11 protein-coding genes and 1 CRISPR repeat array (1 of these 12 cut by a window edge) are annotated in these 14,584 nt (G+C 38.7%); all 11 genes read left to right on the top strand.

What is annotated here, in order from left to right; all coding sequences use genetic code 11:
• A partial coding sequence (locus ABFC84_02080; protein ID MEN6411534.1) for a hypothetical protein occupies window positions 1-188 on the top strand: 188 nt, incomplete at its 5' end.
• Window positions 189-205: 17 nt separating this feature from the next.
• The gene (locus ABFC84_02085) at window positions 206-679 is read left to right on the top strand and encodes a chemotaxis protein CheW (protein ID MEN6411535.1); all 474 of its coding nucleotides are present in this window, start codon (window positions 206-208) and stop codon (window positions 677-679) included.
• A gap of 293 nt (window positions 680-972) precedes the next feature.
• Complete coding sequence (cas6, locus tag ABFC84_02090) at window positions 973-1,716, top strand: CRISPR-associated endoribonuclease Cas6 (GenBank protein MEN6411536.1); 744 nt, start codon at window positions 973-975, stop codon at window positions 1,714-1,716.
• Window positions 1,717-1,905: 189 nt separating this feature from the next.
• Window positions 1,906-3,948 carry a hypothetical protein gene (locus ABFC84_02095; protein MEN6411537.1) on the top strand — a complete coding sequence of 681 codons (2,043 nt, stop codon included), beginning with the start codon at window positions 1,906-1,908 and terminating at the stop codon, window positions 3,946-3,948.
• Window positions 3,948-4,904, top strand: coding sequence for a type I CRISPR-associated protein Cas7 (locus tag ABFC84_02100; protein MEN6411538.1), 957 nt, complete (start codon window positions 3,948-3,950; stop codon window positions 4,902-4,904). Before ABFC84_02095 ends, ABFC84_02100 begins: the two co-directional genes overlap by 1 nt.
• Before the next feature lie 13 nt (window positions 4,905-4,917).
• Window positions 4,918-5,610 carry a CRISPR-associated protein Cas5 gene (cas5, locus tag ABFC84_02105; protein ID MEN6411539.1) on the top strand — a complete coding sequence of 231 codons (693 nt, stop codon included), beginning with the start codon at window positions 4,918-4,920 and terminating at the stop codon, window positions 5,608-5,610.
• Window positions 5,598-7,976, top strand: coding sequence for a CRISPR-associated helicase Cas3' (cas3, locus tag ABFC84_02110; protein MEN6411540.1), 2,379 nt, complete (start codon window positions 5,598-5,600; stop codon window positions 7,974-7,976). Before cas5 ends, cas3 begins: the two co-directional genes overlap by 13 nt.
• A 171-nt stretch (window positions 7,977-8,147) precedes the next feature.
• The gene (locus ABFC84_02115) at window positions 8,148-8,276 is read left to right on the top strand and encodes a hypothetical protein (protein MEN6411541.1); all 129 of its coding nucleotides are present in this window, start codon (window positions 8,148-8,150) and stop codon (window positions 8,274-8,276) included.
• Between the two features lie 60 nt (window positions 8,277-8,336).
• The gene (gene cas4 / locus ABFC84_02120; GenBank protein ID MEN6411542.1) at window positions 8,337-8,843 is read left to right on the top strand and encodes a CRISPR-associated protein Cas4; all 507 of its coding nucleotides are present in this window, start codon (window positions 8,337-8,339) and stop codon (window positions 8,841-8,843) included.
• 20 nt (window positions 8,844-8,863) lie between these two features.
• Complete coding sequence (cas1b, locus tag ABFC84_02125; GenBank protein ID MEN6411543.1) at window positions 8,864-9,856, top strand: type I-B CRISPR-associated endonuclease Cas1b; 993 nt, start codon at window positions 8,864-8,866, stop codon at window positions 9,854-9,856.
• A 20-nt stretch (window positions 9,857-9,876) separates the two neighbouring features.
• Window positions 9,877-10,140 carry a CRISPR-associated endonuclease Cas2 gene (gene cas2 / locus ABFC84_02130; GenBank protein MEN6411544.1) on the top strand — a complete coding sequence of 88 codons (264 nt, stop codon included), beginning with the start codon at window positions 9,877-9,879 and terminating at the stop codon, window positions 10,138-10,140.
• Window positions 10,141-10,359: 219 nt separating this feature from the next.
• A CRISPR array of direct repeats spans window positions 10,360-14,584; the repeat unit is 30 nt; unit sequence GTTTTTAGCTTACCTAAGAGGAATTGAAAC (it continues 262 nt past the right edge of the window).

Here is a 14,584-nt window from a genome sequence, read left to right on the forward strand (position 1 = left end):
AGACAGTCGCTCAAATTAAGGAACTGACAAAGCAGATTGAAACATCCATGAATGAGACAGCGGATGCTTCCCAATCCACCTTGGCGGTGACGGAAGAAACATCGGCGGCTGTGGAAGAAGTAAACGCAACAATTGAAGAAATGACCGGTATGGCAAATAGTTTATCCGGTATGGCGGCGAACCTATAGAAAAGGAGCAGGGAGCAATGGCGAAAGATAGTATCAAACTGGTTGTGTTTACGATGGACACAGATCAGACTGTGTACGAGTACGGTATTCCCATTGAACAAGTGCAGGAAATTACCCGGCCCAATAAAATTACCAAATTGCCGGGGATGCCTTCCTTTGTCGAAGGAATTATGAATTTGCGCAAAAGCGTGATTCCGGTTGTCGATATCAAAAAAAGATTTGATATTGGCATCACTACGGCGAAGGATACAACCCGGATTATTGTAGTACAGGTAAACGGACAAAAATGCGGGCTCATTGTTGATGATATATTGGAAATTATTCCTGTGGCAGCGGAAGATATGGAACAAACACCGTCGTTTGCAGGAGGAGTAGGCTCCGAATATATTATTGGTATCGGCAAGGTGGATGATCGACTGATTATTGCCCTTGATATGGATAAAATTCTAACCGGAAGTGAAGAAAATGAACTAGAGAAAATTGCTAATTAATAATGGTTAGAACAAGAAATATAGGCTGAAGATTTCGTTATTGCAAATACAGAAGAACGAAATGGGAAGTAGTACATATAGCCAGTGAAAAGAATAGTTTTATAAGGGCACTTAAAGAAAAAGACGGCTTGCAATAGTAAAGCCGTCTTTTTTTAGGTACATTTGTAAGTACAGGAATATTTTTGGATAAACTTGTCTTACCAGGGAGGAAAATAGTGTAAAAAGCGGAACGTGTATGTAGAAGAAAAAACAGATGGATATCATTCTATTTTCCAAGACAGGATGGGGTTTGCTTGCATTTATATATTCAACTGGAAAGTCCAAGCGGGTTAGAAGTACCGGTTCATTACAATCATATCGTACAGGCGGTTCTTTATCAGACAATTGATGCCGATTTGGCAAAATTTCTTCATGACAGCGGCTTTGTCAGTCAGGGAAGAACCTTTAAACTGTTTTGCTTTTCCCGGCTTAGGGGCAGCTTTGCTAAAAATGGGGCGGCGAACAATCTCATTTTTCGGGATAAAATTCAACTGGTGATTACATCACCGGTCGAAGAATTTTGTCAGTCCCTTGCCAACGGCTTACTGAAAAAGGGAACTCTTTTATTTGGCCGGCAGCCGGTGGAAGTGAAAGAAATTCAAGTGGAGCAGCCCCGGGCAGAAGACGAAGTAACCCAGCTCCGGACGCTGTCGCCCATTGTTGCTTACAGCACACTGCTGCGGCCCGACGGCAGAAAGTATACCTGCTATTTCCAACCGGGGGACCCTGACTACAACTCCCTGATTACAGGCAACCTGCGGAAAAAGTTCCAGGCCTGCTACGGCCGCGAAGCACCGGCAGGCGAGGTCAGAGTGGACAAGCGGGGCGAATTGCGGCAGAATATTATCCGCTACAAAGAAACGATTATCAAAGGCTATTCCGGCCGGATTCGGCTGACCGGTCCGAAAGAGCTTCTGCAAATGGCCCTGGACGCAGGCCTTGGCAGCAAAAACAGCCAGGGATTTGGCTGCGTGGAAATGGAAAAGCCACGCCGCTAGGGCGTGGGGTGAGGGAAAGATTCCTTGTAGGTAGGCTAATAAATCAATAGTAAAATACTAATTTCAATTCCTAGTAGGTATATAAATTTTATTATACATTATATTGAGTTTTGTTTCAATTTATATAAAATATGTTGAATAATTCAATTTAAAATACTATAATAGAAAATGAAAACAGGAGGTGATATAATGCTTGCAGAGTCAGTAATAAGAATAGGAAGGCCTATTATGCAAAGTGACTTATCTTTGGAAGAGCGTATTAGACTTTTAACCGATGTCTCCAGTATTAGTTGTAAAAATTATTTTCAGAATGTAATTGTAGCTGAATTAGGAAAAGATACTGATACTGTCCATTATCTTACCATCGGAATGTTTGATGGAGATCAGAAAAGCTTTCAAGTTGATGCAAGAAGAAATGTCTCTTTTCCTATCACCTTTCCTAATGGCGGGAATCCGTTGGTTCCTCAGGGCGTTTATGCATTACCTTGCTATTTAATGTGGGAGCCACATTTAAAAAAAATGATGAATGCCGAAGCTTTTGCACAGGAGATATTATTACCTAGGCTAAACAGTACAATTGGATATCGAGAATTAATGCAGGAGGAACGTGAAAAGCTTGCGTTACGAATATCTAATTTATTAGCCGAAAATACGCAGCGCTTTTTGCGAGAAGAAAAACAATTGGGAATACTTCTGGTGTTTGATTCTCGTTTAGCGGTTTATAAAATAAAAGAGCAGCTTGCAAGCGAGCCGTCTGATTTATGGATTGCAGATAGTCTGTGTATTTCGGACAGTGCATTATATTTAGATGGCGAAGAATTTTTAAATCAATTTATTACAGCAAAAATGGATGAAGCTGCTAGCTTAGGTAAAGCCCAAAATGCAGTTTCAACATTTTCTAATCAGGTCAGTACAGAAGTGGTTTCTATTTATAATAAATCCTGGTTATGGTTATCTCCCACATGGGAAATGCCTTGTTCAAATGATTGGGGTAAAACAGATTGGATTAAAGGAATTAAAGTCGATGCTGAAAATTATGCGGCTTTTTTGTATGGTAGTCAATTTCTAAAAGAAATTCAAGTCCCTCTTTCGAATAGTCTTTTGAAAGAGATGTTTGCGCCCATTATGAGCGTAGAAGCAAAAAAACATATGAAGACGACTAGTTTTCAGCCGATATATGGGATACCGCTTGTTGTCCCTTTGTTGGACGGGGACTCAAAACAAAATTTTAAAAAGTATCGCCATATGTTAAAGAATCAACAGCATTTAAGTCAAACCGATTTACATATGGAAGTTTTAGCAGGGATGAAAGGAAGCATTATTCCTCAATTCAGCGATGAACATCGACTTACTATTTTATATTATTCAGGCGATTTATCAAGGGGAGACATGCACATTCGAGCAATAATTGAGGATATTGTACCCAGTATAGCGAGTAAAATTCAATCCATTTTATGGAAAATTAAAAATTATGAATGTGGCAGTATTCAAGATGAGTTTGGTGTACAACGACAACCGTTATATAAAACAGAAACACTACCGTCTCTATTAGCTAATGCTTTTGGTCCGGGGTACGTCTGGAATGTTTTGCAAAAAGTTTTTCATAGGCAATCATTAGAAATGAAGCACTTGTTTCAGGCAACCGAAAAAAAATTAAATGAATTGGTAAATAAAGAAGATTATTGGGGGATGAAACAAGAGCTGATTTTCTTTTATGTGTTTATGCTTTTTTACAAGCTATATAATGAACAAATTAGAAATGTAAAAGGAGGTGTCAAAGATTTGGCAGATTGGAAAAAGATTATTGAACAATACTATTCTGGAGAATTAAAGGACGAGGACTTTAATTCATTGGAAAATTTGGGCTTTATAAGTGGTATGCTATTAAAACAATTTTCTCATTCCTATTACATGAAAACAAATAAGGATTTTGTTAAACAGCGTGTAATGAAATTTGGCAGTAAGTTAACTCCCGTCATGATTTGGCAACAAGGTGTACTTAGATGTCAGGAATTGGCCGATCAATGGGACTTGAAACTTGGAGTCAATTTTTGGGGCGTTTTGCCGCTGGTGTTATTAGGATTTTTATCGGCCAATGAAAAGAAAACTTTAGTATCTGAGAAAAATGTATTTATGACCGCTTTTTGGTCGGGATATTTACTTTACCGTAAACCGAAAAATGATAATGATTCAGATGGTACAGAGGAGAGTATAAAAGGAGGTAGTAACTAGTGAAGGTCAATAATGGAGAACTCGTGTTTATAAAAGCGGTAAAAGATGGTATTCCAAACAGGGATCCATTAAATGACAGTGATGCAAGAAGATTATTTTCAGAAGAAGATGGACGTATTTCATTAAGTGATGTAAGTATAAAAAGAGATGTTCGTGATTTTGTAATGGAACTTTATCCAGAGGGAGGTCCAGAACAGTCTAAATTTATTTTTGTACAAGAAAAGAAAAATGAAGCAGGAAAACTTCTGGGAAGAGGCAGTCTGGCACAATTCATTGCAAAACAAACAGGAAAAGAAAAAGAAAGTAAAACAAATATGAAAGATGTTTTACTTGAAACTTGTTTTGATGTACGTACTTTTGGTATTGTTTATTCGGTGAAACCAAAATTTAATTTAACTGGTCCAGTTCAATTTGGCTGGGCGCATTCGATGCATCCTGTTGATAGTCAATATGTTCAAGGAACTGTCGTCATGCCAAGCGCTGATACTACTGAAGAAGGAGAAGGAAAAACACAGGGAACGATTTGGACAAGCTACATTGTGCCATTTGCAGTTTTTATTATGCCCGGCGTTATCAACGCTAAAAATGCTGAACATTCGATGATGAGTGAATCTGATCAAGAATTATTATTACAAGGACTTTGGCAGGGGACTCAGCATAGACAGGCGAGAGGCAGGGGGCAGCAACAACCTTTATCGCTTGTACATGTAGAATATAAAGATCCGTTTTACCGAATCGGCTACTTAGAAGATTTAGTATTCTTGGAACCGGATGCAGAGGAATGGAAAGCTACGGGGAAACAGCCTACATCGGTTAACGAAATTAAGATTAATTTTGAAAGACTACTATCGGTTTTATCCAATCAACGCGATAAAATAGCTCGTTGTCGGATATGGTGCCATCCATCTTTAGTTATTCGGGGAGATATTAGTCAATATCAGCAGCCCTTATGGTAAGGGGGAACATGCAGTGAAAGGTGTAGTTTTTGACTTAGTAGGGACGCTAGCTCATTTTCGTAAACCAGATACTACAGCGACACAAATGACATATCCGTTTATTACTCCGACTGCTGTTAAAGGGATGGTAGGCGCTATATTAGGTAAAGAGGATTTTGTTACTCATGATATTGTTGGTATCAGATTAATGAATCCAGTTCAGATTGTTTCTCAACAAATGTCCATGTTGGGTAAGGATACTGGTAGTTCTTTTAATCGTCCGACTACTATTGAATTGTTGATTAATCCTCATTATCGTATCTATTATGCGGGAGAAGAAAATGTTGATGAACTAAGCACTTATTTGCAGAAAGAATATTCGGTTTATCCCACCTTTTTAGGTGTTGCTTATGCAGTGACAAAACCTAAATTAATTAGCGTTTGGAACCAGGTGGCTCTGGCGGTCAATGAAGCTTACGGATATATTGAAACAAAGGCTGTTGTGCCGAGTGCTCTTGTTGGAGAATTGAAAGTTACACGCGGTCAGCATTATTGCCGGGCTGGTGGCTTTATGTATTGTTATAAAGGGGCTCGTACGTTTGAAAAATCAATTGATTTTATTTACGAATGGGCAGGTAATATGATTGCGTTTAAACCTGCCAAAAAAAAATTATCTTTGAATTTGCAAATTGCTAAATTTGGAGAGGATGTTGTGTGTCTATATTGATTCCATTTAATCAATGTATAGCAAGGCCTTCAGATGAACAATTTGAATATTTTCTATCAGATCATTTGCTCCATGTGAAAAGAAATATTGAAATCCGTTTAGTTGGGTTGGATTCAACTATTGTAAATTTAGCAGGTGTGGCGGGAATTTGTCATGATTTATTAAAAAGTAATCTTGAATGGCAGTTATACATCCAAGGGAAAAAGAAAAAAGGTCCTCCTCATGCACCAGGAGGGGCTTTGCTTTTTTCGTATTTTGCCTATCATTTATTACAATTTTATGAAAAATGGGATGACTATAGCCTTTATTGGCTTTGGTTTATTCGCGATTTAGCCGATCATCATGGCAATTTGAAAAGTTTAGCAGATACTAATTGGATGATGTATCCCGAGTGGAATAAGCTGGATTGGGTGGGAATGGGACAGTTTATTAAGTCTTGTTTTTCAACAATAAAAGATTTAGAAATTTCTCCACAAGCCTTAAAACAATGGATTGGAGATTTACGGGAAATCTACGAAGACGAAAAAGAAAAACTTGATTTAAGCTATCAGCAAATTTCATCAAATATTTTAATGGATAAGCTTCAACTATGGCGAGAATGTAGCACTGCATTGATTGCTAGTGATCGATTAGACGTAGTTTCTGTGTCTGATTCTCATTTTAAAAAAGAAGATCATATAACGAATGAACAGAATTTACAAAGTTTTTGTGAAAATAATAAGCAACACCCATTATCGTATATTCGTATGAAAGCACAACAGGATATTGTTAATCAAATAAATTTTTATCCGGACAACATGGTTTATACACTTGAAATGCCAACAGGGTATGGGAAAACGATTACCGCTTTAAAACTAGCTTCAATATTAGGGAGAGAGCAAGGATATGAGCGGATTGTTTATGTTGCTCCATATTTATCGATTCTAGAACAAACGGCTCAAGTAATTGAAGATGCGATGCATGTTTTAGCTGTAGAGCAGCATTCGCTTGCAACTTTAGAGGGAAGAGCGTCAGATAAATCGGAATCTGAAGAATATCTATTGGAAACTCAGATGGCAATTGAGACTTGGGCATATCCTGTAATTTGTACTAGCTTTCAACAGTGGACCAAAGTTATCTTCCCTGAACGTGCACAGGATTTATTACGTCGGTCGTTTTTAAAAAATGGAATTATTATTATCGATGAACCACAAATTTATGCTCCAGAAAGTTGGAATGTATTCTTGTGTGGGTTAGAAGCGCTAGCGAGAAGAAATAATTTGAGGGTGTTTTTTCTTTCTGCAACAATGCCACCATTTAAATATGGGCTTTCTAAATCTAATGAACCGATACACTTAAGCATAAAAGAGGACACTCCAACTAACAGGTACCAAATTACACGTTGCCCCAGTATGGATGAAACAAGCTTAGCTGAACTTATACTAAAATATAAAAATTTTCAGCAATGTGCTATTTTAAACACAATTGCCGATGCTTATTTAGTGTATAAAAACGTTAATACATTTGATAAGAATGCTAATACCCACTTACTTCATGGCATGATGACGCCGATTCATAAAAAAATGGAAATTAATAAAATTCAGCATTATTTAAATCAAGCAGAACATCATCCAATATGTGTAATTTCTACTCAAATCATGGAGGCAGGTGTTGATCTTAGCTTTCAATATTTAATGCGTGCATTGCCAATTTTACCTTCTGTTATTCAAGCTGCTGGGCGTGTTAATCGTCATAATGAAAATGATATTGGGACTTTCTTTCTTATTCCGTTTTTTAGAAACGGGGAAAAAAATACCCGCAATTCAATTTATGATAAAAAATTACAATATATTACGGATCAATTACTTGAAAAAAAGACAATGTGGTTAGAGTCTGAGATGATGAGTTTAATTAAAATTTATTATCAAGAAATGTTTCGTAATAACACCTATGAGGCAGGAAAACAGGCTATTACCAATGCTTATGAAGGAGATTGGCCTGAGTTAGCGAATATTCAGCCATTTGGACAGGATTATTTTCGACTTCCCATTTTTATACCTTGGACTCCCAATGAGGCAGAGAAGCAGTGGCTACCTAAAACTTTCGTCAGATTACAGAAGAAAATAGGAATAAATACTCCTGAAGAGCTTTATGAAAGATATTCGGATAGAAAATATATGAATAATTTGTCTTTTCAGGCTCGTAAGGAATTTATGATTCTTTTTCATTATTACGTGATTAATGTTCCGGGAGCGTTGGCAATTAAACTTGTGAATAAAGAAGATTATCTAATTCATAAAGTTCCATGCATTCTAGGAAATGATGTGTATCATCCTGTAATGGGATTAGCGCAACGATATGTTGATGGATTTGACAATATTATATGATTATAATTACGTGATAAAAAATTTAATACGAAGGTGCATACATATGACATTTCCTCAACACATCACTGAATATCTTAATCGCCATGATCAGATAAGCGCGCCTGGCTGTTTGGGTCAGTGGCGCAGGGAAAGGCGCGGTAGGACAGTGATATTGATATTGCCATTTTGTTTGTGCCCGGATTAGCCGCAGAGGAACGATTTGATTTAAAGCTGACTATCGCTGTTGAATTGGCCGGGATAGCCGGGCGGGATGTGGATATTGTTGATATGGAGGCAGTTTCTTTTAGAGGAAAGATTTAAGCGATTTTATGATGGCCATTGACCAGTTGTTATAATGCCTGTACGGGGGAGAGTGATGGTATGGGTGAACAGGAAGTCACCGTTGGCGGTACTCTTATTTGGTATTATTACATATGTCCGCGGGAAGTGTGGCTGATCAGTCATCAGATTCAGGCGGACCAGGATAACGACAATATGATGCTGGGCCGGTTTATCGATGAACTGAGCTATTTGCGGGAGAAAAAACAATTATCCGTTGGCGGCAGCAAAATTGATGTGTTTCACATGGATAACGGTGAAATGGTGATCGGTGAGGTGAAAAAGAGCTCAAAATACCGGGAGAGCGCCCGGATGCAGCTGGCATTTTATCTGAGTGAACTGGATCGGCAAGGCATAAAAGCTAAAGGCGAACTGCGTTTCCCCCAGGAAAAGCTGCGGGAAGAAGTGGTACTGGATACAGAAATGCGAGCCAGGCTGGAAAAAACGACTCAGGAAATCTTGCGCCTTGTTTATTTGGAAAAGCCGCTGGCACCTAAAAAGATTTCCTTTTGCCGCAATTGTGCTTATGCTGAATTTTGCTGGTCGTAATTTGAGACGAGGTGGGATGATTGAAAAAGACGTTATATTTTTTTTCTAGCGGGGAACTGCTTCGCAAGGACAATACGCTTTGCTTTGAAGGCGAAAATGGCCGCCGGTATGTGCCGGTAGAGGATGTCAGTGATATTATGGTATTTAGTGAAGTAAATATCAATAAAAAGTTACTGGAGTTTTTGTCACAAAAGGAGATTATTCTTCATTATTTTAACTATTACGGCTATTACATGGGAACCTTTTATCCCCGCGAGCACTTGAATTCTGGGTACGTCATATTAAAACAAGCGGAACATTATTTGGATGAGCATAAACGGCTTGATATTGCCCGAAGGTTTGTTGACGGGGCGGCGCAAAATATAGGTAAAGTATTAAAATATTATCATAGCCGGGGTAAGAATGTAGCCGAGGAGCTGGTCGGTATCGAAACATTGCAGCAATCGATCGGCGCCAGCACGGCGATATCGGAATTAATGGCCTTCGAGGGGAATATTCGGGAAAAATACTATAAATCGTTTGACGCCATTCTTGGCAACGAAGATTTTTGTTTTGAAGAACGCACCCGCCGACCGCCGAAAAACAACTTAAACACCCTAATCAGCTTCGGTAATTCACTGATGTACACGCTTTGCCTGAGTGAAATCTATAAAACCCATCTGGATCCGCGCATTGGCTATTTGCATGCCACCAATTTTCGCCGGTTCAGTTTGAATCTTGATGTAGCGGAGATTTTTAAGCCGATTATGATCGACAGAATTATTTTTACCCTCATTGGCCGTAAAATGCTTGGTAAGAAAGATTTCGAGCATGGCACTGAAGGAATTATGATGAAGGAAAAAGCCAAAAAGATCTTTATACAGGAACTGGATTCGAAATTGAATGCTACCATCAAACACCGGGATATTGGCCGACCGGTGTCATACCGGCGGCTTATTCGCTTGGAGCTTTACAAGCTGGAAAAGCATGTAATGGGTGAAAGCTTATATGAACCTTTCGTTGCCCAATGGTAAAGTAATTTGGGAGGTCAGCAATGTTTGTTATTTTGGTCTATGATGTGAATCAAAAACGCGTGGGAAAAGTCCTCAAAAAATGCCGGCAATATCTTACGTGGGTGCAAAATTCCGTTCTTGAAGGAGAAATATCCGATGCAAATTATACAAAACTGAAGATGGAACTGGCAAGAATCATTGATCGCGAGGAAGATTCCGTGATAACATATAACTTAAGGACAACAAAATATTCAACCCGTGAGATTATGGGAGTGGAGCGTGGGCAGACAGGAAATATGATTTGAATGGTTCCGTTTCTATAGTACCCCGCTATTGCCGTCAATATAGGATAGCGCAAAAATACCGGCCGGTCGACGACACTGAAAATGCTGATAACTCAAGGATTCATCGACTTTTGGAAAATAATTTTAAAAAACCATTTAAGGTGTATTAGAAATTTTTGCTTTTGCGCTGAGCCAGAAAGATACTTGGCTTTTAGTATGTTGCTTTTTGGGAAAATGGGGGTTTTTAGCTTACCTAAGAGGAATTGAAACGCCAGTTCTAATAGCCAGGACGGAGATAAGTATCGAGTTTTTAGCTTACCTAAGAGGAATTGAAACAAGCTGGATGACTCATCAATCACAACCATGTCAAACGTTTTTAGCTTACCTAAGAGGAATTGAAACACATTTTTCATCCGTCCTATAAACGCACCTGTGAGTGTTTTTAGCTTACCTAAGAGGAATTGAAACATCCGGGTTTATTCCCGGTTCAAGCCTTCAACCTTTGGTTTTTAGCTTACCTAAGAGGAATTGAAACCGACAACGGCTTCGGAAGCTGCAGTCAAAGTGGGAAAGTTTTTAGCTTACCTAAGAGGAATTGAAACACTATATATTCCGATCCACATAGAGTACAGATGTCGGTTTTTAGCTTACCTAAGAGGAATTGAAACTGACCACCTCAAACTTCCCGTACCGCGGCCGATAGTCGTTTTTAGCTTACCTAAGAGGAATTGAAACTCAATAGTAATGCGTACCCATAACATACGTCCTTTTGTTTTTAGCTTACCTAAGAGGAATTGAAACCTGGTAATGGCTTTTTCCATAGCGGTAATGCCAAATATGTTTTTAGCTTACCTAAGAGGAATTGAAACAAATAGATGTTCCGTTTGCTGTTCGAGGTGCATAGGGTTTTTAGCTTACCTAAGAGGAATTGAAACACCCCGGAATGGTCATGGTTGCCGGTAATAAATTTCGGTTTTTAGCTTACCTAAGAGGAATTGAAACTGCGCTCCTGCACCTGATCGGCTGCTGATTGTACTGTGTTTTTAGCTTACCTAAGAGGAATTGAAACTTTTTTTCTGCTAATGTCAAGTATCCCATCCCCCTCGTTTTTAGCTTACCTAAGAGGAATTGAAACAATTTTCTTCCTCTATCCATTCAACAGGCGTTCCGCGTTTTTAGCTTACCTAAGAGGAATTGAAACTCAAACACCATGACCGGAGCGGCCTGCAAGCCTCTAGGTTTTTAGCTTACCTAAGAGGAATTGAAACATCTCCATTTGCTTGTATCGCCGCCATCGTGAACAAGTTTTTAGCTTACCTAAGAGGAATTGAAACTTGTGGCAACCTTGTATCCTGCATCCTGGTATGGTTTGTTTTTAGCTTACCTAAGAGGAATTGAAACAAAAATCTTCATGCGCTTTGTCTGCATAATCATCAAGTTTTTAGCTTACCTAAGAGGAATTGAAACCTTGCTGGTGATGGTATCAAGGCTGGTTGTGGTATCGGTTTTTAGCTTACCTAAGAGGAATTGAAACCCCGCAGCGGATGTATATTTATTTAAATATAGTCAATGTTTTTAGCTTACCTAAGAGGAATTGAAACCATAGACGGCAATTAACTCCTAGCCAGCTAGGCATGGTTTTTAGCTTACCTAAGAGGAATTGAAACCGAGCAAGGCAGAAGCATTGCCGAAAGATTTCAACCGGGTTTTTAGCTTACCTAAGAGGAATTGAAACCAAGGCCGAACGCAAGGAGAAAAAGAAAGGTTCCTTGGTTTTTAGCTTACCTAAGAGGAATTGAAACAAGAACAGTCAATTTGCAAACATTGCGGGCATGACAAGTTTTTAGCTTACCTAAGAGGAATTGAAACCAAAGCGATATTGAATAAATCTGATAATGTGCTTGAGTTTTTAGCTTACCTAAGAGGAATTGAAACACTGGAAAGACAACAAAGAATCCAATACAGGTTACCGTTTTTAGCTTACCTAAGAGGAATTGAAACTTGTGCAGTCCGGCAAAGGCTTCCGGTTTCTCTTTACGTTTTTAGCTTACCTAAGAGGAATTGAAACGGAGACGGCAAGCCCCGCTTCTTCATGTCTTTTTTTGGTTTTTAGCTTACCTAAGAGGAATTGAAACACCGACTCTGTCACTAGCTTGCTTGACCATTCCGGCGTTTTTAGCTTACCTAAGAGGAATTGAAACCTATCCACTGCCCTTGCATAGCTATACACATGATAACGTTTTTAGCTTACCTAAGAGGAATTGAAACTCCTCCATTCCATCCAATGTATACTTAATGTTAATCGTTTTTAGCTTACCTAAGAGGAATTGAAACTGTATATTCTCTGAACACCACCAGGACAACCTTCGCCGTTTTTAGCTTACCTAAGAGGAATTGAAACATTTCGGATATAAGCTGGAAAGTGTCATACTGGAAAGTTTTTAGCTTACCTAAGAGGAATTGAAACTGACAAGTTTTAAAACGTGTTCAAGCTTTTCAATGTACGTTTTTAGCTTACCTAAGAGGAATTGAAACTACCTTCAGCAACACCGGTACCGTATTTCTGAATGGTTTTTAGCTTACCTAAGAGGAATTGAAACATTACAGCTTCCGATTTTTGGAACGGCGAAACGGAACGTTTTTAGCTTACCTAAGAGGAATTGAAACTTTTTCAAACCGCTTTTCGTCCGTACGCTAACACGGTTTTTAGCTTACCTAAGAGGAATTGAAACATTTCAATTTTTGCACCTCCTTTAATGTAATTTTAATGTTTTTAGCTTACCTAAGAGGAATTGAAACGAGATATCTGTGCGATAAATCGATATTCCAAATGGGGTTTTTAGCTTACCTAAGAGGAATTGAAACCCTTTAGATTTTCAATAGCCGCCTTGACTTTTGCAAGTTTTTAGCTTACCTAAGAGGAATTGAAACTAAAACGGCTGTTAGGTTCAGCATATGTCGTTGGTAAGTTTTTAGCTTACCTAAGAGGAATTGAAACATGCAATACGCCGGATAACTTCCGGCTCCTATGGTCGGTTTTTAGCTTACCTAAGAGGAATTGAAACTCACTAGCAAGGGATGCAAGATATTCTTTGTCTTCGTTTTTAGCTTACCTAAGAGGAATTGAAACTTCAGTTTCTTGATTCCTTCCTTGGATACTCCCACAGTTTTTAGCTTACCTAAGAGGAATTGAAACGGATTCTATGTATGTCATCGGTTCTTCCCTAGAATCAGTTTTTAGCTTACCTAAGAGGAATTGAAACAAAAAAATATCGGTCTAGTCAGATATGATTCCGGTTGGGTTTTTAGCTTACCTAAGAGGAATTGAAACTTGGATTGTACTTTTCGCCGCCATTGGCAAAAAACTGTTTTTAGCTTACCTAAGAGGAATTGAAACTTTTTTGCTGTTCTTTTCTATCCATGTTCTTACCCCGTTTTTAGCTTACCTAAGAGGAATTGAAACCTCGCTGGTTGGGGTATCAAGGCTGGTGATGGTATCAAGTTTTTAGCTTACCTAAGAGGAATTGAAACTTCTGCAGAAGACATTGGGAATGAACTTGGGATATGCGTTTTTAGCTTACCTAAGAGGAATTGAAACTACAAAATGAAAATCCAAAACAATAAAAATCGAATCGTTTTTAGCTTACCTAAGAGGAATTGAAACGTGGGTACGGAATCGGGGAGTATACGGGCGTTTTAGTTTTTAGCTTACCTAAGAGGAATTGAAACCAATATGGCCAAACACCGTAAAGCGCTTGCGATCCTAGTTTTTAGCTTACCTAAGAGGAATTGAAACATCGCATTCCGATGCCGCTGAACGACGCTCAATTTGTGTTTTTAGCTTACCTAAGAGGAATTGAAACGGTAAAACAGCAATGCAATTAGAGTGGTCAAGACACAGTTTTTAGCTTACCTAAGAGGAATTGAAACATTCAATTCCAATACCCCTGCGTCCCATTTTTACCGCGTTTTTAGCTTACCTAAGAGGAATTGAAACTTTGCGGCATGAAACACAGCCTAACTTCTGAAAGAGTTTTTAGCTTACCTAAGAGGAATTGAAACGCCGCCGCAATGATGACAGCAAGGTTGCATGCACAAGTTTTTAGCTTACCTAAGAGGAATTGAAACTCAAGCAAGCTGGACATTGAAACGAACATTCCTCTGCGTTTTTAGCTTACCTAAGAGGAATTGAAACTATCTAGGTTCAACTTCATTCAAAAACTGGGACAAAGTTTTTAGCTTACCTAAGAGGAATTGAAACGCACACCAGAAATTGAATACGCCGCTCTTGCTATGGTTTTTAGCTTACCTAAGAGGAATTGAAACATTTTCATTCCACTGTACTGCATCAGAATAGGCGGCGGTTTTTAGCTTACCTAAGAGGAATTGAAACAGCAATACTCGCAAGAGTCTGCAGAAGAAATAGCGGCGTTTTTAGCTTACCTAAGAGGAATTGAAACACCAA

Source organism: Veillonellales bacterium, from assembly GCA_039680175.1.
Lineage (GTDB): Bacteria > Bacillota > Negativicutes > JAAYSF01 > JAAYSF01 > JBDKTO01.

Excerpts from the sequence above, each read along its gene's own strand:
- ABFC84_02085 (MEN6411535.1), top strand. The coding sequence starts at position 206 with ATGGCGAAAGATAGTATCAAACTGGTTGTGTTTACGATGGACACAGAT.
- ABFC84_02095 (MEN6411537.1), top strand. The coding sequence starts at position 1,906 with ATGCTTGCAGAGTCAGTAATAAGAATAGGAAGGCCTATTATGCAAAGT.
- cas4 (MEN6411542.1), top strand. The coding sequence starts at position 8,337 with ATGGGTGAACAGGAAGTCACCGTTGGCGGTACTCTTATTTGGTATTAT.
- cas2 (MEN6411544.1), top strand. The coding sequence starts at position 9,877 with ATGTTTGTTATTTTGGTCTATGATGTGAATCAAAAACGCGTGGGAAAA.